The organism is Neobacillus niacini (assembly GCF_031457145.1).
GTDB lineage: Bacteria > Bacillota > Bacilli > Bacillales > Cytobacillaceae > Neobacillus > Neobacillus niacini_J.
On record NZ_JAVDVZ010000010.1, the window covers coordinates 144,127 to 169,075 of the forward strand.

The following is a 24,949-nucleotide window of genomic DNA, read 5'->3' on the forward strand; positions in this document are numbered from 1 at the left end:
ATAAAATGAAAATTTTGGTGTTAGCTAACTTCGGTATGGGTTTATATAATTTTCGAAAAGAATTATTACAAGAATTAATAGAACAAAAAAGTAAAGTTTATCTTTCTTTACCTAATGATGAATATGTACCAAAGTTAAAAAGTTTGGGGTGTCAATTTGTTGAGACTCACCTGGATAGACGTGGAACCAACCCAATGAACGATTCAAAGCTGTTACTACATTACATACAAATGATAAAACGAATTAAACCAGATGTTGTTTTAACCTATACGATTAAACCAAATGTTTATGGTGGCATTGCTTGTAGAATTACCAAAACACCCTACTTCACAAACATAACAGGGCTAGGTACAGCAGTTGAAAATAAGGGAATTATCCAGAAAATCACGTTGATGCTCTATAAAACTGGATTGAAAAAAGCATCATGCTTATTTTTTCAAAATAAGACGAATCTAAAGTTCTTCTCTGATAAAAATATTGTGAAGAATAAAACAAGATTAGTTCCAGGCTCTGGTGTGAATTTAGAGCAGCATACTTTTGAAGTGTATCCTTGCGAAAGTCAGAATATTAGATTTATTTTTATAGGGAGAATCATGAAATCAAAGGGGATAGAGGAACTACTGGAAGCGGCTAAAATTATCAAAGAAGTATATCCAAATACCCAATTTGATTTAATTGGCCATTGTGAAGAAGATTATCAACAACAATTAAGTGAATTAAATAAATCAGAGGTATTAAACTATCACGGTCAACAGGAAGATGTACATTCGTTTATCAAAAAATCTCACGCAACCATCCTTCCTTCCTATCATGAAGGAACCGCTAATGTATTGCTGGAATCTGCCTCATCAGGACGTGCTGTGTTGGCATCTAGAGTGCCTGGTTGTAAGGAAACTTTTGATGAAGGCATCAGTGGTTTTGGTTTTGATGTTAGGAGTGTTGATAGTTTAGTTGAAGCCATCATTAAATTTATTAATCTTCCTTATGAACAAAAAAAAGCAATGGGAGTAGCTGGTCGCAAAAAGATGGAAAAAGAATTTGATAGGAAAATTGTGATTAGTGCCTATATAGATGAAATTAACAATTTAAAGGGGGGAACGAAATGAACTTATACGAAAGGATAGTAAACAGAGAAGAAAAAGTATCATTAATCGGACTTGGCTATGTGGGTATGCCTATTGCAGTTTCTTTTGCTAAGAAGGTTGATGTCATTGGATTGTTGTTAATGAAGGAACAGATTAAACTCTATTAATGTATTGATCCTACAAAAGAAGTAAGTAATAAATTATCTATTAAATTATTGCTAAGTGATGGCACTTTTATTATGTGTAAATTAATAGAAGGACGCAGGTGGATAGATGAAGAAGTTTTATTCGAATTTCTCTAAGGCAAATAAATTGTTAGAGGGAAATGTATCTATTTTTTTAGACTTAGTTCGAGGGATATCGGCAATTTTAGTGGTAATGGAGCATTTGAGTTCTAGATTGTTTGTGGGGTATGGAAATTTAGAAAATCCCAACTTGCTTGTTAAGTTTCTCTATCTGCTTAATTTTCTAGGTAATCCTGCAGTAATAATATTCTTTGTACTTAGTGGCTTATTTATCTCAAGGTCGGTCTTAATAGCAGTATTTGAAAATATATGGTCATGGAAGTCATATTTAATAAACCGCTTTTCAAGACTGTTTATTGTATTAATTCCTGCCTTAATTCTTACATTTATTTTAGATAGTTTTGCATCTAATTTCCTTGGATACGAGAGTTATGATAACTCTTTTAGTAATCTAAAAGAGTTTATTGGCAATTTATTATTTCTTCAAGGTGTATTTGTAGGGTTTTATGGTTCAAATGCCCCTTTATGGAGCCTAAGTTATGAATTTTGGTACTATATGTTATTCCCATTACTGATAGGATTATTTATCAATAAAACAAAAATTAATAAATTTATTTACTTCTTGTTTTCTTGCATAATAATATCAACCATTGGCATTCAGATTAACTCTTATTTTGTAATATGGCTAATAGGGCCATTCATCCTTTTGTTACCAAGAATAAAGTTATTGATACAAAGATTTTTTCCAGTACTTTCCTTAATATTAGTATTGGTAGCAATGACTATTCACCCACTTGTAATGACAGGAAGGCTATTTTCAGATAAAGAATATAAAGATTTAATGAGTTTATTTGGTGTCAACCTTTTTGTAGGATTAGCTTTTGGCTTGCTAGTCTATACCTTGCTACATAGTATACCAGCTAGAATCAGGGAAGTGGATCTTAGATGGCTAGGGAAGATATCTAAGTTATTTGCAGGTTTTTCCTTTAGTCTTTATCTAATTCACTATCCTATAATTAATACAGTTTACTATTGGTATGCTAAGAACGGGTTTTCAGGTTTACAGCCTAATTTAATTTCAATACTAGCAGAAATTCTTATTGTTATACTCATTTGTTTTATTGCGTTTTTATTTTCCAGAATTACGGAAACTCAAACACACTTTATTCGGAATTTCCTTACAACAAAAACTGATGCAATTTTTGCAAGGCATAGTGATAAAGTCCAAAACAGGGAAAATAAAGTTATATAATATCTATTTATGTTCTAATTCCTCTATGGGTGTTACTTTAAATAAAGGTTTCCTTATTTGTATACTAGAGCATTTATTGACTAGGTGGCAAAAGTTGACTTTAGATTGCAATATACCCTTATATATTCAATAACAAAGGTCCCTGGAGTCGAGGATTCGGCATGATTTCCAAGGTAAATCCTCAGTCAAGGGTAACAAGTTACATCTGTGGTCATAGTCTTTTATCTAGGGATAGTATGTAACTAAAATCAAAAATATCAACCTATATAATCAAAGTTTTTTATGTATTTCAAGATATTTCAAATAAATAGTGTTGACTTCAGTTTCTATAGATAACATTATATTCTTATCGAGTTGTTCTATATAGTGAACGATGGAGTTTTTCTAGATTATTAATATGGATTATAATAAGATATAAGGGGCAGTAAATAAATTATATAACCTCTATTTTTTTTTGGATTTGTTGTTCTCTTTGGAGAACAGTGTTTTTACGTATACAATTAAACCAAATGTTCCTATCATAAGGAAACGCTAATGTATTGCTGGAATCTGCCTCATCAGGACGTGCTGTGTTGGCATCTAGTGTCCCTGGTTGTAAGGAAACTACTGATGAAGGCATCAGTGGTTTTGGCTTTGAGGTTAGGAGTGTTGATAGTTTAGTTGAAGCCATCATTAAATTTATTAATCTACCTTATGAGCAAAAAAATGCAATGGGAGTAGCTAGTCGCAAAAAGATGGAAAAAGAATATGATAGGAAAATTTTGATTCATGCATATATGGATGAAATTAAGAATTTAAAGGGGGGAATGATATGAACCTATACGAAAAGATTGTTAACAGAGAAGAAAAAGTATCATTAATCGGACTTGGTTATGTGGGTATGCCTATTGCAGTTTCTTTTGCTAAGAAGGTTGATGTCATTGGCTTTGATGTTAATAAAGAAAAGATTGAACTCTATAAAAAGGGTATAGACCCTACAAAAGAAGTGGGAAATGAAGTAATTAAAAAGACACCAGTTGATTTCACCTCAGACGAAAAAAGGCTAAGAGAAGCAAAATTTCATATTGTAGCAGTACCGACACCTGTAAAAGAAGATCATACACCAGATTTAACCCCCATAATATCCGCTAGTCGTACTCTTGGAAGAAATTTAACAAAGGGCTCCTTTGTGGTTTTCGAATCTACTGTTTATCCGGGCGTAACAGAGGAGATCTGTGTTCCTATTTTGGAAAAAGAATCTGGATTAAGGTGTGGATTAGATTTTAAAGTTGGGTATTCCCCAGAAAGAATTAATCCTGGGGATCAAGAACATAGATTAGAAACTATTATAAAAGTAGTTTCTGGCATGGATAAAGAGACACTCGATATCGTGGCAAAAGTGTATGAACTAGTTGTGGATGTTGGTGTTTATAAAGCGGAAAGCATTAAAGTAGCTGAAGCAGCTAAGGTTATTGAAAATTCGCAACGGGATATTAACATTGCTTTTATGAATGAGCTCTCGATTATCTTTAATAAGATGGGAATTGATACAAAAGCTGTACTAGAGGCGGCAGGAACGAAATGGAACTTCCTCAAATTCTCACCTGGTCTCGTAGGTGGTCATTGTATTGGTGTTGATCCATATTATCTTACATATAAAGCCGAACAAATGGGCTATTATTCTCAGATTATACTTTCAGGAAGAAAAATTAACGATGATATGGGGAAGTATGTTGCTGAAAGTACGGTAAAAAGTATGATAAAGGCCAATAAACAAATAAATGGATCAAGAGTTGCTATCTTTGGGGTTACCTTTAAAGAGAACTGTCCTGATGTTCGTAATTCAAAAGTTGTAGATGTCATTAAAGAACTTGAAGAGTATGGAATTGAGGTAAAAGTGGTTGATCCACTAGCAGATAGAGACGATCTGTGGCATGAATATAGAATTAATCCAAGTGGTATTCATGAAATTAAAGAGATGGACGCAGTTATCTTTGCGGTGCCACATGATGAGTTTAAATCTATTCGATTAGAGGACGTAAAAGGGATGTATAAATCATCAGGGCAAAAGTATATTCACTTTGAAGCTATGAATGAAGTCGCGGCAGCATCTGAGTTTAATACAGTATTTGAAAATAATAATCATGTATTAATGGATATCAAGGGAGTATTTAATCGAACAGAAGCAGAGAGTGCTGGGTTTTTATATTGGAGGTTATAAAGTGGGATATGAAAATATAAGGTTTCCAAAAGGATCAAAATTTTTAGTAACCGGATCAGCAGGATTTATTGGTTCCAATTTAGTTGAAGCTATTTTGAATTTAGGCTATCAAGTTAGAGGACTTGATAACTATTCAACTGGAAAAAAAGAAAATGTAGAACAGTTTGTATCTAATTCTAACTATGAATTCATGGAAGGAGATATTCGTGAATTTAGTACATGTTTAGAAGCTTGTGAAGGAGTAGATTATGTCCTTCATCAAGCTGCTTGGGGGAGCGTTCCAAGAAGTATTGAGATGCCTTTATTATATGAAGAAATTAATATTAAAGGTTCATTAAATATGATGGAAGCAGCAAGACAGAGTGGTGTCAAAAAATTCGTTTATGCTTCAAGTTCATCCGTATATGGTGATGAGCCTAATTTACCTAAAAAAGAAGGTAGAGAAGGCAATGTGCTATCACCTTATGCACTTACCAAAAAGGTAAATGAGGAATATGGTAGGCTTTATACAAAGTTATACGGTCTTGATACCTATGGATTACGATATTTTAATGTATTTGGAAGAAGACAGGATCCAAATGGAGTTTATGCTGCAGTTATTCCAAAATTTATTAAACAATTACTAGATGATGAAAGTCCAACAATTAATGGTGATGGGAAGCAGAGTAGAGATTTTACATATATTGAAAATGTAATTGAAGCTAATTTGAAGGCATGTCAGGCCTCCGAAGCATCAGCAGGAAAAGCTTATAATATTGCCTACGGCGGGAGAGAGCATTTAATGGATATTTATGATGAGTTGTGTAAAGCATTAGGAAAGAATATTGTGCCTATCTTTGGACCAGAACGTAATGGTGATATTAAACATAGTAATGCTGATATAAGCGAAGCAAAAAAACATTTGCAATATTGTCCTCAGTATAATTTTACCGATGGATTGAAAATAGCGATTGAATGGTATAAGCAGGTTTTGGTGTAAAAATACTAATATTTTGAGATCTACTAAAACTCCAGAGGAGTTATCTTCGAATTAGGAAATGAAATTACCAATAAGGACCAAAAAGTAAATTTGTGAGAAAGGAAATTTTTTATGCCAACTCTTACAGTTTTCACACCGACATATAATAGAGCATATACTCTTCATAATTGTTATGAAAGTTTAAAAAGACAGACTAGCAAAGATTTCATGTGGTTAGTTATTGATGATGGATCAACTGATGATACGAAAAGTCTTGTGAAAAAATGGATAATGGAAAGTGATGATTTCGAAATAAAGTATATTTATAAAGATAACGGCGGTATGCATACAGCCCATAATGTTGCGTATGAACATACTACTACTGAATTATGCATGTGTATTGATTCAGATGACTATTTAGCTGACGAGGCAGTAGAGATTATTGTAAATCATTGGTCTGAATTTGGTGATGATTGTTATGCAGGAATGGTAGGACTTGATTCCTTTATAGATGGAACTATCGTTGGGAAATCTTTCCCGAAAAATTTGAAGGAGGATAAATTTAGGAATATACATCGTATGATTACTGGAGATAAGAAATATATATTTAGAACAGAGGTGTTTAATAGCTACCCACCTTACCCTATCTTTGTGGGTGAAAGACTTACACCACTTTCTATGAAGTATTTTCTTATAGATAATAAATATAAAATGTTAATAATTAATAAAGTTCTATGTTACGTAGAATATATGGAAGATGGTTCTTCGAAAAATATCATTGAATCGTACAAGAAGAACCCACGAGGTTTTTTGGAGTTAAGAAAAGTATCTTTAATTATGGAGCCTGGATTCAAACGTAAATTTCTTTCCGCTGCACAATATGTAATGGGAAACATTATGATAAGGAATAAGAGTTTTATAAAAGAATCTCCCAAAAAAGTACTAACGGTCTTAGCCTTACCTCTTGGTTTAATTATGTATTTATATGTTTGCAATACTAGAAGGAAAAAATTGAATTCCTCATTGCGGTAGGTTTAATTTTTCATGGAGTAATTGAGGTAAAGGGCGGGGTCCATTATTATGATTGTGACATTGAAATATGGTACATGGAGCACTTTGACGCTCATGGAAGTTTATTTATAAAAAAAGAAGTTACTTAAAAAGTAACAGTTATAATGCTTCTTCAGGTGATAGTAATTATTATATAGCATTGAGAAAAGACATTTTACCATCACTAAGGCTTCTGATATTGAACTAATCCATAGTACAGCCTGAAAAGATAAAATACCGATTAAGCGCTATTGTTAGAGATAAAGAAATCAAGTTTTTGTTATGAACGTGGGAAAATAGGATAAAAAAGTCATTTAATGATCTAGTAGAAGAAGCTAAGGAGTGGTGCTCCAAGAATGATATTCGTTGGACGATTTTTACTAAATATTTTTCCACTTATTTATATGTACTTGATTTGGCAGCAAACAAGCCATTTTGACCCCGAATCTGTAAGCGATTTAAGACATGTTTTAAACCCCTATTTGATTCTTGCAATCGGTGCTGCGTTAGAGCTGGGTCATTTTTTTGAATTTGGTATTCTTTACTTTCTGCTTATATTGGCATTCCTAAGCTTTGGACATTTGAAGAAGTGGAAGGAAGTACTAGTTTTAATTTTTTCCATCTCATATGGATTTCTGGATGAAATTCATCAACTATTTGTACCCTTTAGGTCTTTCTCAATTGTAGATTTAATAAAAAATGCTATTGGTGTTTTTGTAATTGCAATTCTTATTCATAAGAACTATTTTAACAGTAAAGAATCAAGATTTGGCCAGTTTTTAAGAAGTAGTACTAATTTTTTCAAAAAGGGTAAATCAAAGGTTTATTTCTAACAATGTTTAGGAATCGGCAGGAGCAAGGTGGACTTTGTCGAATGGTTGTTCTTTAAAAAGGACTATTTATGAATTATAATTTGTAAATAGAGACATATCAAATTTATTACGCATTTAAATCAGTTCCATATGTTGAGCAGTTGTATTTTTTTTGTATATTGTGTTCTTTATAGTGAACTGTTTGCCGTAAGGAGGTGATATGAGTGATAGTAGAGAAGGTTTATACCCGTCCGATTGTTTTAAGTCATCAAACACTTCAGTTTGAAACAAGGCATAGCTGGAATCCGGGAAAAGGGAATAACCCTGATTCAAATGGGAATGGTGGGATACATTTTCCACCTGGAAATCCTAATCCGCAGCCATGTGGGGCTGGAACACCTGGTAATGGTAATGGGAACGGGAATGGAAATGGAAATGGAAATGGAAATATTGGCGTAGGGCAATGTAATCCAAATGTAAACCCATAGTACGTTCTAAGACGGGAAGGTTGATGAGGAAAGATCATTGACTTTCCTTACAAATAATTCTTTTAGGAGACCAATATGAAAATGTTAAAAACGAAAATTGGCGACTTTTTCATTCATGTCTTGTGCGAATCCAAAAATCTTCGGACAATGCTTGAAAAAAATTTTCACTCATACATACCAACTGAAAATATACAGCCTGACATTGTAATTAAAATTGAAGATGGATTTGGTGTATCCTTCCAAGATTATTATGTTGATATCATGAAAGACAACAATCAAATCCTCTATCGTCGTGCTGATTACGTAATAAAGGTGGATTCAGATTATAAAGCTGCTTCTATTTCTGTACACGATGAGTTAGCCCTTAAACATGCTCTAATGAACTTATTTAGTTCCTTCATTGTTTATCATAATTGGGGTCTGTTGATCCATTCCTCCTGTGCAATTGAAAACGGAAAGGCACATATATTTGCAGGACAATCCGGAGCAGGTAAATCGACTGCTGCTAAACTATCCTATCCACGTAATCTCCTCTCAGATGAAGCAACCCTTGTAAGAATCACGGAAGAGGATGTACAGATATATAATTCTCCGTTTCGTAGTGAAATTGAGGCAGACTCATTTAGCGGGAATCTTTCATTAGCCAGTGTACAAATTCTTTTCCAAGCACTTCAAAATAAGCGGGAAAAGGTAGCCAAATCCGACGCTCTTTTTCAATTAATGGATAAGGTTTTCTTTTGGCCCCATAGTCAAGAAGAAACCAGTACAATTATGAAACTAATAACCCTTTTGGTAATGCAAGTGCCAGTTTATGAACTTCATTTTCAAAAAAATAATTCATTTTGGGAGTTAATATCATGATGACTCATTTTATTCAAAAAGGAAATGTAGAAGCAACTGAGTTGGATGGTGAATGGATCATCTTAAATACAGACCAATATACCATTACGAAATTAAATGGAGTAGGAGGGCATTGCTGGTCCTTGCTTAACGAAATGCAAACTGTGGATACTCTTACAAAGTCCTTGGTTGAGGAGTATAAAGCCGTCCAAAACAAAGAACAAATTAAACAAGATGTCGAAGAATTTCTGTCTAATCTTACCGAGTGTGGGTTGATTGAAAATGTTAATCGACTATAGCACATATCTATTGTTAAAAACTACTATTATAAAGGATGGCTGGCTCGAGCTCCCTTCTTTTGGTAATAGTATGTATCCTTTTATTCAACAAGGAAACCTTTGCCGGTTTGTTCACTGTCAACCGACACTCCTAAAAAAGGGTGATGTTATTTTATTCTATACAAAAACCGGACAATTGATTGCCCATCGTCTAGTTTCTATAAAAATAGTAAAAAATCAACAATTATTTCAGCTAAAGGGGGATACTAACCTAGGTTTTGACCAATTAATAGGTGAGGATCAGATACTTGGTAAATTAGTTAGTGTCCAAAAGAAACATAGAATATTAACCCCAGAAGGTCGTTTTGCAAGGTTTTGGGGAAAAGTTATCCTTACCTTTCCCGCCATTTCAGGTATTCTTCGAAGATATATTAATAGAAAATTGCAATTTTAATAACGAAGTGTGGAGTGTACCTTATGAAAGAAAAATTAGAATTGCTAATAAAACAGTATTTTACCATAAAGGATTTACGTAGGACCTTTTCGTTTGTGAAGCCTTTTATCATGAAACAGTGGAAGGCCTATTTGTTTATTATTCTTTTATTAGGACTGGATATTTACTTAACGATTGCCTTTGCAAAGTTCTTTGGTGAGATTACTGACTCAGCTATTCATGGGGGATATAAGCAAATCCTTACGTTCATTCCATATGGAGGACTACTTATCGTATTAAGTATTTTCTCAAGTGTTTGCTATACCTACTGTGAAACTTTTGCAACTAATGGTGTGAAAATGGATATGAAAAACCATTTATTTCACCATGTATTACGATTGCCGGCTGGAGATGTTTCTAATTATCGTTCTGGTGAATTAATGTCCCACTTTTCTAACGATATACATGGTGTTGACGGTGTAATTGGCAGCAATCTCATTAGTTTAATTAGATTGCCAATTATTTATATTGTTGTCTTTATATATTTAGCAAATATCAATTTGACGCTGTGTTTGATTAGTTTAATTGTTGCACCGATTGTGGCAATATCAGGCGTAGTGTTTGGGCTATTACTTCGGAAAAATGGGAGATTGATTCACAGTTTAATAGGTAATATTAATAGCCTCTTAAGTGAAACGTTTCACGGATTTCAGGTTATTCGTTCCTTTACATTGGAAAAAATTCAATATCATAAGTATGTTAATCAGAACAAGGAATTGCTTGATCTTGAACTGGAAAATACGAAACTTAGATCTTGGTATAATACAGGCGGGCAGATCATAGGGTCGATTACTTTTATGGTGAATTTGTCTATTGGCGCATTATTCGTATCAACTGGGGAACTAACCGTTGGAGCGCTCTTGACATTTTTAAATTTGGTTAACCATTTGTTTTATCCTATTACTGGCTTTGCGGGGCTTTGGGCTGGCTTTCAACGGTCTGTGGCTGCTCTTGAAAGAGTGCTAGACGTATTAGAAAAATTACCAGATATAAAGGAACTTCCTTCTTTTTCTCCAACACTAAAGGATGTGGATTCCATTGAATTTGATGATGTTACATTTAGCTATGGAAATAATAAAGTACTAGATAAATTTGATCTAAATATCCCGACTGGAAAAATGATCGCATTAGTCGGCCCAACTGGTGCAGGAAAGAGTACCCTTTTTAATCTAATGCAAGGATTTTATAAGCAGCAATCAGGGGAAATACGTCTATCGGGTAAATCCATTAATGAGTACTCTGTTTCCGAATTAAGAAGTTCGATAGCTCATGTTCCGCAAGATACTTTCTTATTTGCAGGCACTATCCGTGAAAATCTGCTGCTTGCACGACCAGATGTGACGGAGAAGGAAATGGTTGAAGCGGCAATCAGTGCTGAGATACATGAATTTATCCTCTCACTCCCAAAAGGGTATGATACCGAAATTGGTGAAAATGGAATCAAATTATCTGGTGGTCAAAAACAAAGAATTGCAATCGCACGGGCTATTATTAAAGATGCCCCGATCCTTTTACTAGACGAGGCAACATCAGCTTTGGATGGAGAAACGGAGTTCCATGTAAAGGAAGCACTCGAGGAATTGATGAAAGGCAGAACAACGATTGTTATTGCTCATCGATTGTCTACTATTCAAAATGCGGATCTTATTTTAGTTATGAGTAATGGGAAAATTGTTCAAAGCGGAACGCATAACGAGTTAATCAATCAAAATGGTCTATACCGAAAACTCCATAAAGCAGCATATAATTCCAAGAAAATAAACCCTTTGACTTTAGTCTCAAAATCGTAATGGGGAGGTGGCTACATGAGTTATGATTTTATCTCGGCCTTATATCATTCACATTATCTAGATCAACATGATGATTATTATTACAGTAAAATTATTCGAGATATCGAACACGAAGGTGTCGAATCACAGGTCTATTTTTTATTAAAGCAAAAAGGAATTCTTGAGCAAACACCATCCTTCTTTCAAGCCTTGTTAAAAGCAAAATATGATAAAGGTCTTTTTATGAACCTGTTCATAAAAAATCAGACGGATATGTTATTAGCCAAGTTTGAAGGGCGAGGAATCGATGTTATTCCACTAAAAGGTGTGTATTTTGCCGAAAAGTATTTTGGACATTTAGGTGCTAGAGCAACCTCTGATATCGATTTATTGGTTCGCCTTCAGGATTTAAGTCATGCAATTGAGACGGTTAAAGCTCTTGGTTTTACAATAGAAGAGGAACCCATTCCCGGACATTTTCATTGCAGTTTTAGCAAAAAGTTGCCGCATTCTATTATGCCTTTAGTAGTGGAATTACATTGGGGGCTTGTAAAAGAAGATACTTCAAAATTTGACATAAATGATATTTGGAGACAGGCCAAAGCAGTAGGAGAAAACAAACATATAAGAGCACTTAGCCATCTACATTGCTTTTATATGATTTGTCTACATGGGTGGAGACATAATCTTAGTTCTTTGAAATATTTCATTGATATCATGCAGATGATTCACAAATTGGGTTCTGACTTGGATTATGGTGAACTTTTTAGGTTGGCAGAATCGCACCAAACTCTGAAACGGTTAACTCGAACTTTATCCATTGTTTATGAGGAATTTCCAGATTTACATCAAGTAGTAAAGCTCCCTATTAACAGAAAAAAGAGATTTAGGAAGCATGCTAATACTAAAGGCTTTAAACAATACATGGACTTTTTAGATTACCAATTTTTCAGTTATGACACTTCCAAACACAGTATTAAAGAAATCTACCAATGGTTATTTCCTTCTAAATTTGAGCTATCGCAGGAACTTAACGAGAATACACAAGGAATTTCCTTTAAATCTTATATAATCTTATACAAGAAAAGGATATCTGGAATAATAAGAGGTCTTTTTTTAGGGAAAATAATAAAAAAATAGATTATGTGAAGGAATATTCCTTACATAATCTATTTTATTTATAGCTTGAACTATTTGGTTGTCTTTTAGAATTGAGGGTGATATGGAAAATATCACAAAAGACAATATTAGGTAGTAGAGAATTCTCGTAGGAACTCTCTAATTTCTTCATCAGAAATTCCTAATTTTCGTGCTTCCAAAATAAGTTCCATCCATTCAAGATCTAGTTCATTTTCATTTAATAACGCAGTTAACATATTACTGAAAGTCCCCCTAAAATTATTATTTCAGCTAAATCAGCCATTATTTTTAGTACATAAGTCGTATAGCTTTTCATGAGGGTTGCCTTTATTTAATAATGGTATAAAGTTCATAAGTAAATAGTACCATAAATATTCTATATATCGAACGATTTTGATTCTAAAAATTCCGACAATATTCTACATATAACTCATTTTAAAAAATACTGCTGAAATTTTAGAACATACTTCGTTATTTAATCGGCAAGGGTAGAAAAAAGTAGTTAAATATGCTTGAAAAAAGGGGGGATTCTATAGATTTGGGTATAAATTACTACTTATTGTTTACAATTTCAGGAATACATAGTATATTCTTAATAAAGAACGAATTAAATGCTAATGGTTAGGAAGGGGGTAAATTGATTTGAGAAGGTTAAGAAAGCTTTCTTTTACTTTGGTATTAATAAGTGTTTTGATATCCCCAACTTTTGCATTTGCCACATCAAATAATAGTCAAGAAAGTAATAGTGACTACTTTCAAGCTCTTGCTAACTATTTCTCATTTATTAACAATGATAAAAGTAGTGAATACTATCAAGAAGATAATTCAATAAATTATAATTATTATGATAAGGATAATAAAAATTGGTGGGATTCCTTGTTTAACTGGTCCTGGGGCCATATAAACGAGCACAACGACGATGATTGGGATTGGGATGAGTGTAAGGATGACAAATGGGGTTGGGGTAATGATAATGGCTGTATAGACTCAACGGAAATATGGAGAAAATGGTATTGTTATTAGTCTTTAATCCATATTTTATGATTGACCACATAACGGAAAAATTTCCATTACGTGGTCTTTTTTATTTATATAGGAAAACTTTCAAGTTTTCCTTGTTATCAATAGTTGCAAGCAGCACGTTCTTTAAGTCTGTCTGATATAACTTTTCTATTGTATTGACAACCCAGTCCTCTTCTTTGTTTAATTGCTTCAATTCTCTTGTTTCAATTTTTCCCTCTTTTACAATCGTCCGAGGGAGATCAAATGGTACCGTTTTTATGTTATATAGTTCAGGTGTGATTGGTTCATACTTTGGATCTAAAAAAATAGAAATGTTCCCATTTGATTCCCATAATGCTAATGCTACTTTACTAATATCTTCAATCTTTTCTGCCCTTAACTCGGCTAATAAATGGTGAACCGAAATTTTAGCCTTTTTTAGCCCTTTGTAGATAATTTCACCGTCTTTAATAAGAGGAAATGGTGGTGGATCCAGGAGCTTCTCGATAAAGGTGAACTTTAAGGTAAGCCATAAACCCCCAGTATATAAAATAACCAATACGATGGTAGTAATCATAGAACCTTTCATTGCAAGGTGTTCATCAGATAACGGATGGGCAATAATATTCCCAAGAACTAATGCCATGACGAAATCAATCAAACGGAGCTGTGAAATGGCACGCTGACCCATAAATTTTGCAACAATCAGCAAAAATAAAAATCCAATTACAGCCCTTAGTATCCACTGTATCGTAGTCAATGTTTCCTGGCTTTGAAAGAAATCCACTGAAGACACGTCCTTTATTCAGTTGAGTCTAATTTCCTAAAAACTTAACACAAACCGGGTGCGGCACCGTAATATCAGATTGTAATAGAGTTAACTTGCCCGTATTTTCATCTCTAGCAAACAGCACCAAATTGCTAGATTCTTGGTTGGAAGCAACTACAAATCTTCCGGTTGGGTCTATTTCAAAATCCCTTGGCCAATCACCTTCAGTAGGAGTATGTTCCAAGAAACTAAGTTCACCTGTTTCTTCGACGCGAAAGACTGCAATGCTATTGTGACCGCGATTTCCTGCATAAACAAAGCGTCCGTCCGCTGAAATATGAATGGCGCTTCCTTGATTATTCTCACTAAAATCTGCAGGGATAGTAGAAATGTATTGTTCTTCTGTAAAATGTCCATTATCCGAATGATAACGTAAAACAATTACCTCTGAACTAAATTCAGTCATGAGATAAGCAAGCATTCCATTAGGATGAAAAGTTAGGTGCCGCGGACCGCTGCCAGCTTTTAAAGGTAGAAGATGCACCTTTGTAAGTTTTCCATCTGTACTTACTTCATAAGTAGTAAGAGTATCTGTTCCTAAATCAACTACCGCAAGATACTTTTCATCAGGAGTTAGCCCAGCATAATGCACATGTGGCTTTTCCTGTCTTGGGTCAGGTCCAGAACCTTCGTGTTGAATAATAGAAGAGGCTGGCTGTACTGTACCATCTTCTGAGTTAAGTAAAAAAGATTCAACTGTTCCTTTATGGTAATTTGTACTGAAAACATATCGATTTTGACTATCAATACTCACATGGCAGGGAGGGGAGCCGGCAGATAATTGACTATTAATAAGAGCAAGTTCTCCGTTGTCGGTAATGGAGAAGGCAGTAAGTCCACCAGATTTACCATCCTTTGCTACTGAGTATAAATATTTTTTATCATTAGATAAGGTTAAGTATGTTGGATTCTCAAGGGTTGCAACAGCTTTAATATCTGTTATTTTTCCTTCAGTACTGTCTAATATGAAACTGTAAATTCCTTTACTTTCTCCTTTTGTATATGTACCAATAAACCCTTGCTGTAAATTAGTATTTGTCATTTTAAAAACTCCTTATCATTTGTTATTCTTTTATTTTAACCTTAGCATGGGACTTCAGTCTAATAACTGGAATTTTTGTTTAACCCACTATATAGTTAATATCATAAAAATTACTTAATAAGGAGTTTAATCATGGCACAAAAGAAAAAAGGTACTAAAAAAGTTACGAGACCATCATCTTCATCATCAAAATTTGCTTTTTGGATTATTGGATTGATTGCAATAGCTATTATTGGATTTATCTTTCTAGCCAACAACCAGAAATCTGATGATACTGCTAAAGAAGAGATTGATTATGCAAATCAGCCATTTCTGGGTGAAGAATCAGCCCCTGTTTCCATTGTAGAGTTTGGGGATTATAAATGCCCAAATTGTAAAAACTTTGCAGACAATGTAGTACCGCTGGTTGTAAAAGAATTTGTTGATACAGGGAAGGCTAAATTTTACTATTTTCATTATCCATTTATTAATGTTGACTCTGAACGTACGGCAAAATTTTCAGAAGCAGTTTACCATGAACTAGGCAACGATAAATTCTGGGAGTTCCATGAACTTATTTACGATAAGCAGCCTGAAGATACAAGATACGAGAAAGTCGATGTTTTTACAGAGGATTTCTTAACAGAAACCCTAGAGGAAATTGCTAACAAAGAAGAAGTTAATAAGGTAGTTGCTTATTTCGATACAAAGGCACCAGAGGACGCTTGGAAGAGCGACGAAGCTCTTGGAGGAAAATTAGGTGTATCAGGAACTCCAACTGTCTTTGTAAATGGAAAGCGATTTGATGGACAAACAATGGAAGATTTAAATAAATTGGTAGAGGAAGCAGCAAAGGAGAAGGGGAATGAATAAACCTTTACTACTTGCTTGGGTGGCAGCCCTTATTGCCACCATAGGTAGTTTGTACTTCAGTGAAGTTCTTCATTACATCCCTTGTACTCTATGCTGGTATCAACGAATTTTTATGTATCCATTAGCCATTATCCTGGGTATTGCTTTTTATAAAAACGATAAAGGAATTGTGAAATACACGATACCATTATCAATAATCGGAATGCTGATTTCAGGCTACCATACTGCACTTCAAAAGATTCCGTATCTGCAGCAGTTTGAAATGTGTTCAAGTGGTGTACCTTGTTCCCAAGATTATATAAACTGGCTTGGATTTATCACTATTCCAATATTGGCGTTTACCGCCTTCACGATTATTACCATCTGTCTTGTATTCATTGCTCGCAGCCAAAGAGACTAATAAATAGTCTCTTTTTTACGTGGAAATAAAAAAAGTCCAACTTTTAGTTGGACTAATGTTGAAAAATTAAATTGATTTTCCAAGAAATGCTGTCAACATCCATACGTGTTTTTCTAACCCGGAATGAATCGCTAGAAGCATATCACCCGTTGTTTCATCATTTAATTCTCCTGCGGTTGACATACCTTCCTTTAATTCACCAATAATAATCGAGAAGTCATGAATAATGGTTTGAACCATTTCCTCAGCGGTTTCATTACCATTTGCTTCTTGAATAGATGATAATTCAAGACATTCTTTCATAGTAGCAACTGGTTTTCCCCCAATTGCTAGTAATCGTTCAGCTAACTCATCTACATGCAGACCGGCTTCGTTATAGAATTCCTCGAATTTAGCATGTAAGGTAAAAAATTGACCGCCTTTCACATACCAGTGATAGTTATGTAACTTGATATACAATACAGACCAGTTTGCTATTTGTTTGTTAAGTACGCTGACTAACTGATTTTTTTCCATATATAAACCCTCCATCATTTTTTGTCTTCTATTATATTATTACCAAAGATTAAGTTAGAATTCTTACTTGAATTGAGCAATATTTTGTCAATTCCGTGAAGATTGTCATTGTTACAATAGGATTTTATGAAATCAGCCTGAAATAAAATGTAATATTTCCACCTAAATTATCCAGTAGTGGAATTTCAATGGGAATGGTAAGTGGCTGGGTTATTATTCCAGATGGTAGATAGATGCTTTCATAGCAGGACTAGTTTGAACTTATTTCACACTGGGATTTTTTGGTTAATGAATAAGAATGTTACAACTGATAGCCTTAGTAGTAGAGAAACGAACTACGAGGAGGAACAAAACATGAAAAAACTAAAGAAACTAGTCATTGCAACAGGATTACTCTTATCAATGTCAGCATTTACGGGAGTGACACAGTCAGAAGCAACTAGTAACCATAAAGTACAATCCGGTGAAACATATTGGAAAATAGCAACTAATTATGGTGTGCCTGTTACTAGTTTAATGAAGGCAAACAATGCAAAAAATTCACTACTTTATGCTGGTTCAAATCTAGTAATCCCAAATGCTACTATTTCAGCAGCCGATAAAGAATTAATGGCACGCCTTGTTCGTGCAGAAGCAGTTGGTGAACCTTATGCAGGTAAGGTAGCAGTTGCAACAGTAATCTTGAACAGAGTTGCAAGTCCGGATTTTCCTAACTCTGTAAGAGAAGTTGTTTATCAGATTTCTAACGGACATTACGCGTTTACGCCAGTACAAAATGGTCAAATTAATCAACCTGCCGATGCAGCGTCAAAACAGGCTGTAAACGAAGCACTTGCTTTTCAAGGACAAGGAAATGGCTCTTTATTCTTTTACAACCCAAATACAGCTGTAAGTCAATGGATTTTTTCGCGTGAAACAACAGTAACAATCGGAAATCACCGTTTTGCTAAATAATAAATAGTTAAAGAAGCTAGTCATTATTATGGCTAGCTTCTTTATATTTTATTTTTTTGTGCACTGTGTTACGATAACGAAATAAAGCGGACTGGGAAAAGAGGGTTGTTTAAATGATTAAAACAATATTATTTGATGTTGATGGTGTCTTGCTAAGTGAAGAGCATTATTTTGATGCATCTGCCTTAACTGTTTGGGAGCTGGTAACCAGCGATAAATATTTAGGATTGGCACCGGAAGAATACAAGACAGATTATGGTGCTGCAGAGATTAAGGATATTCGGGAAGATGTGTTTGGAAAAAATGATGAGGTCCTTAAGCTTATGAAGTCAAGGGGCTTAAATGCTAACTGGGACATGATCTATTTATCCTTCAGTCACCAATTAATCTATCTCTTATCTCAAATCAAGGAAATCGAGTTTGAAAGAATCCACACTTGGCTTCAAGAACCCATTACGAGAGAAGTACTGATTGATTTAGGCAGGGTCCTTCAAACTTATTCAGTAAACATTGATTTCAATTTATTTGTAGCTGATTTTGAACATTCAAAGGAAACTAAGCAAGAATTGTTCAATTATCTAAACCAACTTGCAGAAGAAAAGCTTGGGGTAAAAACATCTATCTTTAGTGGGGGCGGGGCACTATGGTCTGTATGTGAGCATACTAGTCAGGAATGGTATGTTGGGGATAAAAATGTACAGAAATCTACTGGTAGACCTTCTGTGCAGTTAGGAAAGAAGGGCTTTTTAGCAAATGAAACCACATTAGCAGCAAAAGAAGAAATTGAATCACTCTTTTCATTCCTGAATGATTCTGGTGTAAGGATTGGTATAGGGACGGGGAGACCAGAGCTTGAAACTATTCAGCCATTTCACCATTTGGACTGGCTAAAACACTTTGATATCAATTATATTGTAACCGCTGATGATGTGCTTAAAGCCGAAAAAGAGTTGGAAGAAAGCCGGTCGTTATCAAAGCCAGACCCGTTTACGTATATAATGGGACTTAACGGCAGGGAGACTTCGGTCGAAGCCTGTTTAAGTAGTTCATTGCCAATTGAAAATGGTGAAGAGGTTTTAGTGGTAGGTGACTCATTGGCCGACCTGCTTGCTGCTAGACAAATGGGGTGCCAATTTGCTGCAGTGTTAACCGGATTATCAGGAAAAGACGCAAGAAGTGACTTTGAAAAACACGAGGCAGACTATATTCTTGATTCCGTGCTGGATGTAAGGGGAATTATCGAAAAATAGAATAGAGGGATTGCGTGAAGCAATCCCTCTTTACTATTTATTGACTTTCTCTAACTCCAGTCTTCCTGGATAAAAGGGATCAACATTAGATAATTCTAATGATTTGGCTTCGTTTAATCCACTTATTAGTGTTAGGGCACGAATAACCTCTGCAGTAATTTGTTTATCAAGTGTTAACATCATGATGGCTTCTCCACCAACTGCTGTTCTACCTACTTGCATTGTTCCAATATTTATATGATAATCCCCAAGTAGTGATCCCACCTTTCCAATCATGCCAGGAACATCCTGATGTTTGACAAGTAATAGATGGCTCTCTGGTCTAACATCAATACGATACTCGTTGATTTTTACGATTCTTGCACCATAGCCGTTTAATACCGTCGCACCAATTTTAGTGGTTTCCAAGCCTTTTGTAATAGAGAGCTCCATATAATTGGCAAACCCTTTATTAGTGGCATTTTTTTGCACATTGTAGGAAACTCCCTGCTCTTTCAAAAGATGAAGCGCATTAATCAGATTAACAGAATCACTTAAATGGTGGGATAGGATTCCTTTAATCATCGTTCTTGTTAATAATTCTGTATCCTCTTCAATTAAATCCCCATAATAGTTGATTTCAATTTTAGAAGGAGCATGTTTTAATAATTGAACCACAAGCTGCCCCATTTGTTCTCCAAGCAGCAGGTATGGCTGCATTTTTTGCTGTGTCTCACCAGACATTTGCGGCATATTAACTGCATTCCGGATTGACTGTGTCTCAAGAATCTCAATAATTTCTTCACTAACCTCTTGAGCAACTTTTTCCTGTGCTTCTACGGTAGAAGCCCCTAAGTGCGGAGTAATGATAATATTTGGATTTTGTAGTAATTCTGGATCTGCTACAGGTTCTTTTTCAAAAACATCTAGGGCGGCGCCAGCAACATGGCCAGCTTGAATGGCCCTTACCAATGCCTTTTCATCAATAATTCCGCCACGAGCACAGTTAACAAAGCGGACTCCTTTTTTTGTCTTGCTTAAGTAGTCGTCATTAACCAGACCTTTTGTATCATTGGTGAGTGGTGTATGGATTGTAATGAAATCGGACTCACGTGCGATTAAATCGAGACTGGCCTTTTTCATTCCAAGTTTTTCGGCTCTCTCTTCCGTTAAGTAAGGGTCGTAACCCAAGATGTTCATCCCGAAGCTTTTAGCGCGCTTTGCTACTTCGGTACCAATTTTACCCATACCAATGACACCCAGAGTTTTCTTGTATAGCTCTACACCCTTGAAGGAATTGCGGTCCCATTCTCCGGCAACTGTTTTCTTGTGAGCCTGAGGAATCATTCTTGCCATAGAGAGCATCATTGCTAATGTATGTTCTGTAGCTGCAATCGTGTTAGCACCGGGAGCATTTATTACGATAATCCCTTTCCCTGTAGCAGCATTGACATCAATATTATCAACACCCACACCTGCTCTTGCAATTACCTTAAGGCGATCCGCATATTGAAGCAGTTCCCCAGTAACTTTTGTTTGGCTGCGTACGATTAAAGCCTCGTAATCTCCAATAATATTCTTTAGCTCTTCGGGCTTTAGTGTAGGCTGGCGCTCAACAATAAAATTAGGATGATCAAACAAACTTTTTAAACCAGTATCACTTATTCCATCTGTTACAAGTACCTTAAACATTTGAACTTCATCCTTTCATTATAAAATTATAAATAAAAAATCCCTCATAACCAGACAGATTTGTCTTGTTATGAGGGACGTGATCTACGTGGTGCCACCCTCTTTTGCTGCTAAAAACGCTGCAGCCTCAGTATGCTAACGGGTTTTCCCGGGCATTCCTACTAAAACTTCAGTCTGCCAGTTCAGAAGGGCTGGGTAAAAGTAAGAAATTGCACTGGTTCACAGCAGCCACCAGCTCTCTAAAGCATTTTCTTACTACCGTCTTCATCATCACATTATTTTCGATTAAATTTTCATTGAATTTATTGAATATTCTACCTTGGATTCTTTAATATTGTAAAGGGATAAATTGAATAATTTTTAGAAATTTTTGATTAAATAAATTTTATAAAAAAGTAATTCAATATTGGCGCAATGTTAAGCGATTACATTGAATTTTTAAAAAAATTAGTCTATTGTAATTATATTGAGAGAATAATATAATGTCTACTATATAAATACAATTGTACGCGTGTAGTAGACAGTCCGGGAGGGATAGGTTATGAAAGCAATCCAAATTGGCTTACTCGGTTTAGGAACAGTAGGTTCAGGTGTTGTAAAAATTATTAAAAATCATCAAGATAAATTAATGCATCAGGTGGGTTGTCCTGTTGTTATAAAGAAAATTCTGGTCCAAGATGTGCATAAAACAAGACCGGTTGAAATCGATCCCGTTATGTTAACATCGTCCCCATCTGATATCCTGAATGATCCCGAAATAGATGTTGTGATTGAAGTGATGGGCGGGATCAAGGAAACAAAGGAATATTTGCTTAGTGCGCTCCGCCATGGCAAGCATGTTGTGACTGCAAACAAGGATTTAATGGCCCTTCATGGATCTGAATTATTAACTGTCGCTTCTGAGAATGGCTGTGATATGTTTTATGAAGCAAGTGTTGCCGGTGGTATTCCAATCTTAAGAGGATTAGTTGACGGACTTGCCTCTGATCGAATTACACAAATGATGGGAATTGTGAATGGTACTACTAATTATATTTTAACAAAAATGAGTCAAAGTGGCTCAAGTTATGAAGACGCCCTGAAAGAGGCACAAGAACTTGGATTTGCAGAAACAGATCCGACATCAGATGTAGAGGGCTTAGATGCTGCCCGGAAAATGACCATTTTAGCAACTTTAGGTTTTTCGATGCATATAGAGCTTGATGATGTAAAAGTATGTGGAATTTCTTCTGTTACGGATGAAGATATACGGTATGGAAAACAATTAGGCTATACAATGAAATTGCTAGGATATGCACACCGCGAAGGGGAAAAAGTAGAAGTAAGTGTCCAGCCGACATTCTTATCTGACAACCATCCTTTAGCTTCCGTTCAAAATGAGTATAACGCGGTTTATGTCTACGGTGAAGCTGTTGGTGAAACAATGTTTTACGGACCAGGTGCTGGAAGTTTGCCGACTGCAACAGCTATTGTTTCAGATTTAGTTGGGGTTATTAAAAATTTACGACTTGGCGTAAATGGACGCAGTGCCGTAACACCACAATATCCTAAGCGTTTAAAGGATGATAATGAAAAGTACTCTAAATACTTTTTACGTATCCATGTACAGGATGAGGTTGGGGTTTTTGCTGAACTCACATCCATTTTTGCAAAGAATGGTGTCAGCTTCGAAAAAATATTACAATTGCCAGTTAAGAAAAATGAAACATCAGAAATTGTCTTGGTTACACATCAAGCATCATTGACAAATTATGATGCAATCCTACATGAATTAAATGATCTGCCAGCGGTGAAAGAAATAAAAAGTGCATATAGAGTGGTGAGAAAATCATTATGAGATGGCCAGGATTGATTGAAGCATATAAAGAATTTTTACCAGTAACTAACGAAACACCTATGTTAACGTTAAATGAAGGAAATACCCCTTTAGTAAAGCTAGAAAGGCTTTCAAAGGAGTGGGATATTGAGCTTTACGTTAAACTCGAAGGCGCCAATCCGACGGGTTCCTTCAAAGACCGCGGAATGGTTATGGCGGTTGCGAAGGCCATAGAATCTGGAAGTAAAACAATCATCTGTGCCTCAACTGGAAATACTTCTGCAGCGGCAGCTGCATATGCAGCACGAGCAGGATTACGTTGTATTATTGTTATTCCAGAAGGAAAAATTGCAATGGGCAAGATGGCGCAGGCGATGATGTATGGGGCGGAAATAATCTCTATTGAAGGGAATTTTGACCACGCACTAAAAATGGTTCGCAATATTAGTGAACAAGAACCTATTGCCTTAGTTAATTCTGTTAATCCTTATCGTTTAGAAGGGCAGAAAACAGCAGCCTTTGAGGTATGTGACCAATTGGGATTTGCTCCAGATATTTTAGCTATACCTGTTGGCAATGCTGGAAACATCAGTGCCTACTGGAAGGGATTTAAAGAATATTCCCAGCATAAGGGTACTGGATTACCACGTATGTATGGTTTTGAAGCCGCTGGTGCAGCTGCACTCGTGCATAACCGTGTATTTGAAAACCCTGAAACCATTGCCACAGCAATTCGAATTGGAAATCCAGCAAGCTGGAATTTAGCTGTTTCTGCTGTTGAGGAATCAAATGGTCTTTTTGATGAGGTCAGTGATGAAGAAATAGTATCAGCATATAAGAAAGTTGCTTCATCTGAAGGAATTTTTGCTGAACCTGCTTCCTGTGCTTCTATTGCAGGTATTTATAAATCCTTGCAAAAAGGAAGAATTGAAAAAGGAACAAAAATCGTAGCAGTGCTGACTGGAAACGGCTTAAAGGATCCTGATACTGCAATACAGGTCAGCGAGGTAAATATAAAGCATTTGCCTAATGATGAAAAAGCTGTAACAGAACATATTAAGGGAGTTGTCCATCAATGACCCTTAATGATGGAAAGTTTGTAATCAAAATACCTGCAAGTTCAGCAAATCTAGGTCCGGGTTTTGATTCCATGGGAGTCGCACTAGATTTATATTTGGAATTAGAGGTTGAGAAGAGTGATGAGTGGAAATGTCTCTCTACTTCCCCAGACTTAAAGGATTTTCCTCAAGATGAAAATCATTTTATTTGTCAAATTGCGATTCAAACTGCCGCTAAGTACGGCAGAGTATTAACACCTTGTAACATTAATGTAGCTAGTGATATTCCTTTGGCACGAGGACTAGGTTCTAGTGCCTCTGCAATCATTGCAGGAATTGAACTTGCTGATTGTATCGGGGAATTGGGATTAACAAAGGAAGAAAAGTTGCTGCTGGCCACTGAAATAGAGGGTCATCCTGATAATGTTGGGGCGTCTTTATACGGTGGTCTAGTCATTGGAAGTTATCAACAAGGTGAGGTTAATATCCTTTCCCTGTCAGTTAATACATTTGAAACGGTTGCTGTAATTCCGCAAGAAAGTTTATTGACGAAGGATTCAAGAGGTGTACTGCCAACGGATTTTTCCTATTCGGAAGCCATTCAAGCCTCTTCAACAGCAAACGTATTAGTGGCAGCCCTTCTTAGTCAAGAATGGGAAATGGCAGGGAAAATGATGGAACGTGACCTTTTCCACCAGCCCTATAGGAAACAGCTAATCCCGTTTTACGATGATATTGAAAATTATGCAAAGGCAAGAGGTGCTTTTGGTGTTGCTCTAAGTGGTGCAGGACCGACTGTTTTATGTTTTTGTGAAAAAGGAAAAGGTAAAGCTCTTGAGTATGAACTAGAAACTGCTTTTCCCGATATGACCATTAAATTACTAAACATCGATGATAAGGGCAGTAATGTCTACAGCCTAAATAAATGCATATAGAAATAGGGCCGAGA

27 protein-coding genes and 1 other annotated feature are annotated in these 24,949 nt (G+C 35.5%); of the genes, 22 read left to right on the forward strand and 5 right to left on the reverse strand.

Annotation, left to right across the window (positions count from 1 at the left end; all coding sequences use genetic code 11):
• The first annotated feature begins 5 nt into the window (after positions 1-5).
• The 14 genes from J2Y03_RS20775 (at position 6) to J2Y03_RS20840 (ending at position 12,610) form a co-directional block, all read left to right on the forward strand.
• The gene (locus J2Y03_RS20775; RefSeq protein WP_310197671.1) at positions 6-1,106 is read left to right on the forward strand and encodes a glycosyltransferase family 4 protein; all 1,101 of its coding nucleotides are present in this window, start codon (positions 6-8) and stop codon (positions 1,104-1,106) included.
• Entirely contained in the window at positions 1,103-1,252 is a 150-nt protein-coding gene (locus J2Y03_RS20780) for a hypothetical protein (RefSeq protein ID WP_310197674.1), read from the forward strand. The genes J2Y03_RS20775 and J2Y03_RS20780 overlap by 4 nt, the downstream gene beginning before the upstream one ends.
• A 106-nt stretch (positions 1,253-1,358) precedes the next feature.
• The gene (locus tag J2Y03_RS20785) at positions 1,359-2,582 is read left to right on the forward strand and encodes an acyltransferase family protein (protein ID WP_310197677.1); all 1,224 of its coding nucleotides are present in this window, start codon (positions 1,359-1,361) and stop codon (positions 2,580-2,582) included.
• Between the two features lie 539 nt (positions 2,583-3,121).
• A complete protein-coding gene (locus J2Y03_RS20790; RefSeq protein WP_310197681.1) occupies positions 3,122-3,397 on the forward strand; it encodes a glycosyltransferase in 276 nt (91 codons plus the stop codon).
• Positions 3,394-4,782 (forward strand): nucleotide sugar dehydrogenase, encoded by a 1,389-nt coding sequence (locus tag J2Y03_RS20795; protein ID WP_310197683.1) that lies wholly within the window; start codon positions 3,394-3,396, stop codon positions 4,780-4,782. The genes J2Y03_RS20790 and J2Y03_RS20795 overlap by 4 nt, the downstream gene beginning before the upstream one ends.
• A 1-nt stretch (position 4,783) precedes the next feature.
• A complete protein-coding gene (locus tag J2Y03_RS20800) occupies positions 4,784-5,761 on the forward strand; it encodes an SDR family oxidoreductase (RefSeq protein WP_310197686.1) in 978 nt (325 codons plus the stop codon).
• Positions 5,762-5,872: 111 nt separating this feature from the next.
• The gene (locus tag J2Y03_RS20805; RefSeq protein WP_310197689.1) at positions 5,873-6,772 is read left to right on the forward strand and encodes a glycosyltransferase family 2 protein; all 900 of its coding nucleotides are present in this window, start codon (positions 5,873-5,875) and stop codon (positions 6,770-6,772) included.
• Positions 6,773-7,146: 374 nt separating this feature from the next.
• A complete protein-coding gene (locus J2Y03_RS20810; RefSeq protein WP_310197691.1) occupies positions 7,147-7,623 on the forward strand; it encodes a VanZ family protein in 477 nt (158 codons plus the stop codon).
• Between the two features lie 203 nt (positions 7,624-7,826).
• Positions 7,827-8,090, forward strand: coding sequence for a hypothetical protein (locus tag J2Y03_RS20815; RefSeq protein WP_310197694.1), 264 nt, complete (start codon positions 7,827-7,829; stop codon positions 8,088-8,090).
• Positions 8,091-8,171: 81 nt separating this feature from the next.
• A complete protein-coding gene (locus J2Y03_RS20820) occupies positions 8,172-8,951 on the forward strand; it encodes a hypothetical protein (protein ID WP_310197697.1) in 780 nt (259 codons plus the stop codon).
• Complete coding sequence (locus tag J2Y03_RS20825) at positions 8,948-9,229, forward strand: PqqD family protein (RefSeq protein ID WP_310197701.1); 282 nt, start codon at positions 8,948-8,950, stop codon at positions 9,227-9,229. Before J2Y03_RS20820 ends, J2Y03_RS20825 begins: the two co-directional genes overlap by 4 nt.
• On the forward strand, positions 9,213-9,662 hold the full coding sequence (locus tag J2Y03_RS20830) for a signal peptidase I (RefSeq protein ID WP_310197703.1): 450 nt from the start codon (positions 9,213-9,215) through the stop codon (positions 9,660-9,662). The genes J2Y03_RS20825 and J2Y03_RS20830 overlap by 17 nt, the downstream gene beginning before the upstream one ends.
• Before the next feature lie 23 nt (positions 9,663-9,685).
• Positions 9,686-11,491: an ABC transporter ATP-binding protein gene (locus tag J2Y03_RS20835; RefSeq protein WP_310197706.1), complete on the forward strand. Its 1,806-nt coding sequence runs from the start codon at positions 9,686-9,688 to the stop codon at positions 11,489-11,491.
• Positions 11,492-11,506: 15 nt separating this feature from the next.
• Positions 11,507-12,610 (forward strand): nucleotidyltransferase family protein, encoded by a 1,104-nt coding sequence (locus tag J2Y03_RS20840; protein WP_310197709.1) that lies wholly within the window; start codon positions 11,507-11,509, stop codon positions 12,608-12,610.
• A 107-nt stretch (positions 12,611-12,717) separates the two neighbouring features.
• Here the strand turns inward: J2Y03_RS20840 and J2Y03_RS20845 are convergent, their stop codons facing one another.
• Positions 12,718-12,846, reverse strand: a complete 129-nt coding sequence (locus tag J2Y03_RS20845) for an anti-repressor SinI family protein (protein ID WP_310197712.1) — start codon at positions 12,844-12,846, stop codon at positions 12,718-12,720.
• Positions 12,847-13,252: 406 nt separating this feature from the next.
• Between J2Y03_RS20845 and J2Y03_RS20850 the strand changes: the two genes are divergently transcribed.
• Positions 13,253-13,633 (forward strand): hypothetical protein, encoded by a 381-nt coding sequence (locus J2Y03_RS20850; RefSeq protein ID WP_310197717.1) that lies wholly within the window; start codon positions 13,253-13,255, stop codon positions 13,631-13,633.
• A 61-nt stretch (positions 13,634-13,694) separates the two neighbouring features.
• Here the strand turns inward: J2Y03_RS20850 and J2Y03_RS20855 are convergent, their stop codons facing one another.
• Both J2Y03_RS20855 and J2Y03_RS20860 read right to left on the reverse strand, forming a co-directional pair.
• The gene (locus J2Y03_RS20855) at positions 13,695-14,399 is read right to left on the reverse strand and encodes a DUF421 domain-containing protein (protein WP_310197720.1); all 705 of its coding nucleotides are present in this window, start codon (positions 14,397-14,399) and stop codon (positions 13,695-13,697) included.
• Positions 14,400-14,427: 28 nt separating this feature from the next.
• Positions 14,428-15,483 (reverse strand): lactonase family protein, encoded by a 1,056-nt coding sequence (locus J2Y03_RS20860; protein WP_310197723.1) that lies wholly within the window; start codon positions 15,481-15,483, stop codon positions 14,428-14,430.
• A gap of 132 nt (positions 15,484-15,615) precedes the next feature.
• Here J2Y03_RS20860 and J2Y03_RS20865 point away from each other — a divergent pair, with 132 nt between their 5' ends.
• Positions 15,616-16,335: a DsbA family protein gene (locus tag J2Y03_RS20865; RefSeq protein ID WP_310197727.1), complete on the forward strand. Its 720-nt coding sequence runs from the start codon at positions 15,616-15,618 to the stop codon at positions 16,333-16,335.
• Positions 16,328-16,735 carry a disulfide oxidoreductase gene (locus J2Y03_RS20870; protein WP_310197729.1) on the forward strand — a complete coding sequence of 136 codons (408 nt, stop codon included), beginning with the start codon at positions 16,328-16,330 and terminating at the stop codon, positions 16,733-16,735. Before J2Y03_RS20865 ends, J2Y03_RS20870 begins: the two co-directional genes overlap by 8 nt.
• 66 nt (positions 16,736-16,801) lie before the next feature.
• Here the strand turns inward: J2Y03_RS20870 and J2Y03_RS20875 are convergent, their stop codons facing one another.
• Positions 16,802-17,251, reverse strand: coding sequence for a Dps family protein (locus J2Y03_RS20875; RefSeq protein ID WP_132096091.1), 450 nt, complete (start codon positions 17,249-17,251; stop codon positions 16,802-16,804).
• A 354-nt stretch (positions 17,252-17,605) separates the two neighbouring features.
• Here J2Y03_RS20875 and J2Y03_RS20880 point away from each other — a divergent pair, with 354 nt between their 5' ends.
• Both J2Y03_RS20880 and J2Y03_RS20885 read left to right on the forward strand, forming a co-directional pair.
• Positions 17,606-18,205 (forward strand): cell wall hydrolase, encoded by a 600-nt coding sequence (locus J2Y03_RS20880; protein ID WP_310197732.1) that lies wholly within the window; start codon positions 17,606-17,608, stop codon positions 18,203-18,205.
• 113 nt (positions 18,206-18,318) lie between these two features.
• Positions 18,319-19,455 carry an HAD family hydrolase gene (locus tag J2Y03_RS20885; RefSeq protein ID WP_310197734.1) on the forward strand — a complete coding sequence of 379 codons (1,137 nt, stop codon included), beginning with the start codon at positions 18,319-18,321 and terminating at the stop codon, positions 19,453-19,455.
• 33 nt (positions 19,456-19,488) lie between these two features.
• On the opposite strand, the gene serA is transcribed toward J2Y03_RS20885, so the two are convergent.
• Positions 19,489-21,126 (reverse strand): phosphoglycerate dehydrogenase, encoded by a 1,638-nt coding sequence (serA, locus tag J2Y03_RS20890; protein WP_310197737.1) that lies wholly within the window; start codon positions 21,124-21,126, stop codon positions 19,489-19,491.
• Between the two features lie 70 nt (positions 21,127-21,196).
• Positions 21,197-21,406, reverse strand: a binding site (T-box leader).
• Between the two features lie 261 nt (positions 21,407-21,667).
• Between serA and J2Y03_RS20895 the strand changes: the two genes are divergently transcribed.
• The 3 genes from J2Y03_RS20895 to thrB are packed head-to-tail and all read left to right on the forward strand — an operon-like array spanning position 21,668 to position 24,935.
• Positions 21,668-22,963, forward strand: coding sequence for a homoserine dehydrogenase (locus J2Y03_RS20895; RefSeq protein WP_310197739.1), 1,296 nt, complete (start codon positions 21,668-21,670; stop codon positions 22,961-22,963).
• On the forward strand, positions 22,960-24,021 hold the full coding sequence (thrC, locus tag J2Y03_RS20900) for a threonine synthase (protein ID WP_310197741.1): 1,062 nt from the start codon (positions 22,960-22,962) through the stop codon (positions 24,019-24,021). Before J2Y03_RS20895 ends, thrC begins: the two co-directional genes overlap by 4 nt.
• The gene (gene thrB / locus J2Y03_RS20905) at positions 24,018-24,935 is read left to right on the forward strand and encodes a homoserine kinase (RefSeq protein ID WP_310197743.1); all 918 of its coding nucleotides are present in this window, start codon (positions 24,018-24,020) and stop codon (positions 24,933-24,935) included. The genes thrC and thrB overlap by 4 nt, the downstream gene beginning before the upstream one ends.
• The last annotated feature ends 14 nt before the right edge of the window (positions 24,936-24,949 follow it).

What these genes read in the sequence shown, in the direction of transcription:
- J2Y03_RS20775 (WP_310197671.1), top strand. Translation starts at nt 6, where the DNA reads ATGAAAATTTTGGTGTTAGCTAACTTCGGTATGGGTTTATATAATTTT.
- J2Y03_RS20780 (WP_310197674.1), top strand. Translation starts at nt 1,103, where the DNA reads ATGAACTTATACGAAAGGATAGTAAACAGAGAAGAAAAAGTATCATTA.
- J2Y03_RS20785 (WP_310197677.1), top strand. Translation starts at nt 1,359, where the DNA reads ATGAAGAAGTTTTATTCGAATTTCTCTAAGGCAAATAAATTGTTAGAG.
- J2Y03_RS20795 (WP_310197683.1), top strand. Translation starts at nt 3,394, where the DNA reads ATGAACCTATACGAAAAGATTGTTAACAGAGAAGAAAAAGTATCATTA.
- J2Y03_RS20805 (WP_310197689.1), top strand. Translation starts at nt 5,873, where the DNA reads ATGCCAACTCTTACAGTTTTCACACCGACATATAATAGAGCATATACT.
- J2Y03_RS20810 (WP_310197691.1), top strand. Translation starts at nt 7,147, where the DNA reads ATGATATTCGTTGGACGATTTTTACTAAATATTTTTCCACTTATTTAT.
- J2Y03_RS20820 (WP_310197697.1), top strand. Translation starts at nt 8,172, where the DNA reads ATGTTAAAAACGAAAATTGGCGACTTTTTCATTCATGTCTTGTGCGAA.
- J2Y03_RS20825 (WP_310197701.1), top strand. Translation starts at nt 8,948, where the DNA reads ATGATGACTCATTTTATTCAAAAAGGAAATGTAGAAGCAACTGAGTTG.
- J2Y03_RS20830 (WP_310197703.1), top strand. Translation starts at nt 9,213, where the DNA reads ATGTTAATCGACTATAGCACATATCTATTGTTAAAAACTACTATTATA.
- J2Y03_RS20835 (WP_310197706.1), top strand. Translation starts at nt 9,686, where the DNA reads ATGAAAGAAAAATTAGAATTGCTAATAAAACAGTATTTTACCATAAAG.
- J2Y03_RS20840 (WP_310197709.1), top strand. Translation starts at nt 11,507, where the DNA reads ATGAGTTATGATTTTATCTCGGCCTTATATCATTCACATTATCTAGAT.
- J2Y03_RS20845 (WP_310197712.1), bottom strand. Translation starts at nt 12,846, where the DNA reads ATGTTAACTGCGTTATTAAATGAAAATGAACTAGATCTTGAATGGATG.
- J2Y03_RS20860 (WP_310197723.1), bottom strand. Translation starts at nt 15,483, where the DNA reads ATGACAAATACTAATTTACAGCAAGGGTTTATTGGTACATATACAAAA.
- J2Y03_RS20865 (WP_310197727.1), top strand. Translation starts at nt 15,616, where the DNA reads ATGGCACAAAAGAAAAAAGGTACTAAAAAAGTTACGAGACCATCATCT.
- J2Y03_RS20870 (WP_310197729.1), top strand. Translation starts at nt 16,328, where the DNA reads ATGAATAAACCTTTACTACTTGCTTGGGTGGCAGCCCTTATTGCCACC.
- J2Y03_RS20875 (WP_132096091.1), bottom strand. Translation starts at nt 17,251, where the DNA reads ATGGAAAAAAATCAGTTAGTCAGCGTACTTAACAAACAAATAGCAAAC.
- J2Y03_RS20880 (WP_310197732.1), top strand. Translation starts at nt 17,606, where the DNA reads ATGAAAAAACTAAAGAAACTAGTCATTGCAACAGGATTACTCTTATCA.
- J2Y03_RS20885 (WP_310197734.1), top strand. Translation starts at nt 18,319, where the DNA reads ATGATTAAAACAATATTATTTGATGTTGATGGTGTCTTGCTAAGTGAA.
- serA (WP_310197737.1), bottom strand. Translation starts at nt 21,126, where the DNA reads ATGTTTAAGGTACTTGTAACAGATGGAATAAGTGATACTGGTTTAAAA.
- J2Y03_RS20895 (WP_310197739.1), top strand. Translation starts at nt 21,668, where the DNA reads ATGAAAGCAATCCAAATTGGCTTACTCGGTTTAGGAACAGTAGGTTCA.
- thrC (WP_310197741.1), top strand. Translation starts at nt 22,960, where the DNA reads ATGAGATGGCCAGGATTGATTGAAGCATATAAAGAATTTTTACCAGTA.
- thrB (WP_310197743.1), top strand. Translation starts at nt 24,018, where the DNA reads ATGACCCTTAATGATGGAAAGTTTGTAATCAAAATACCTGCAAGTTCA.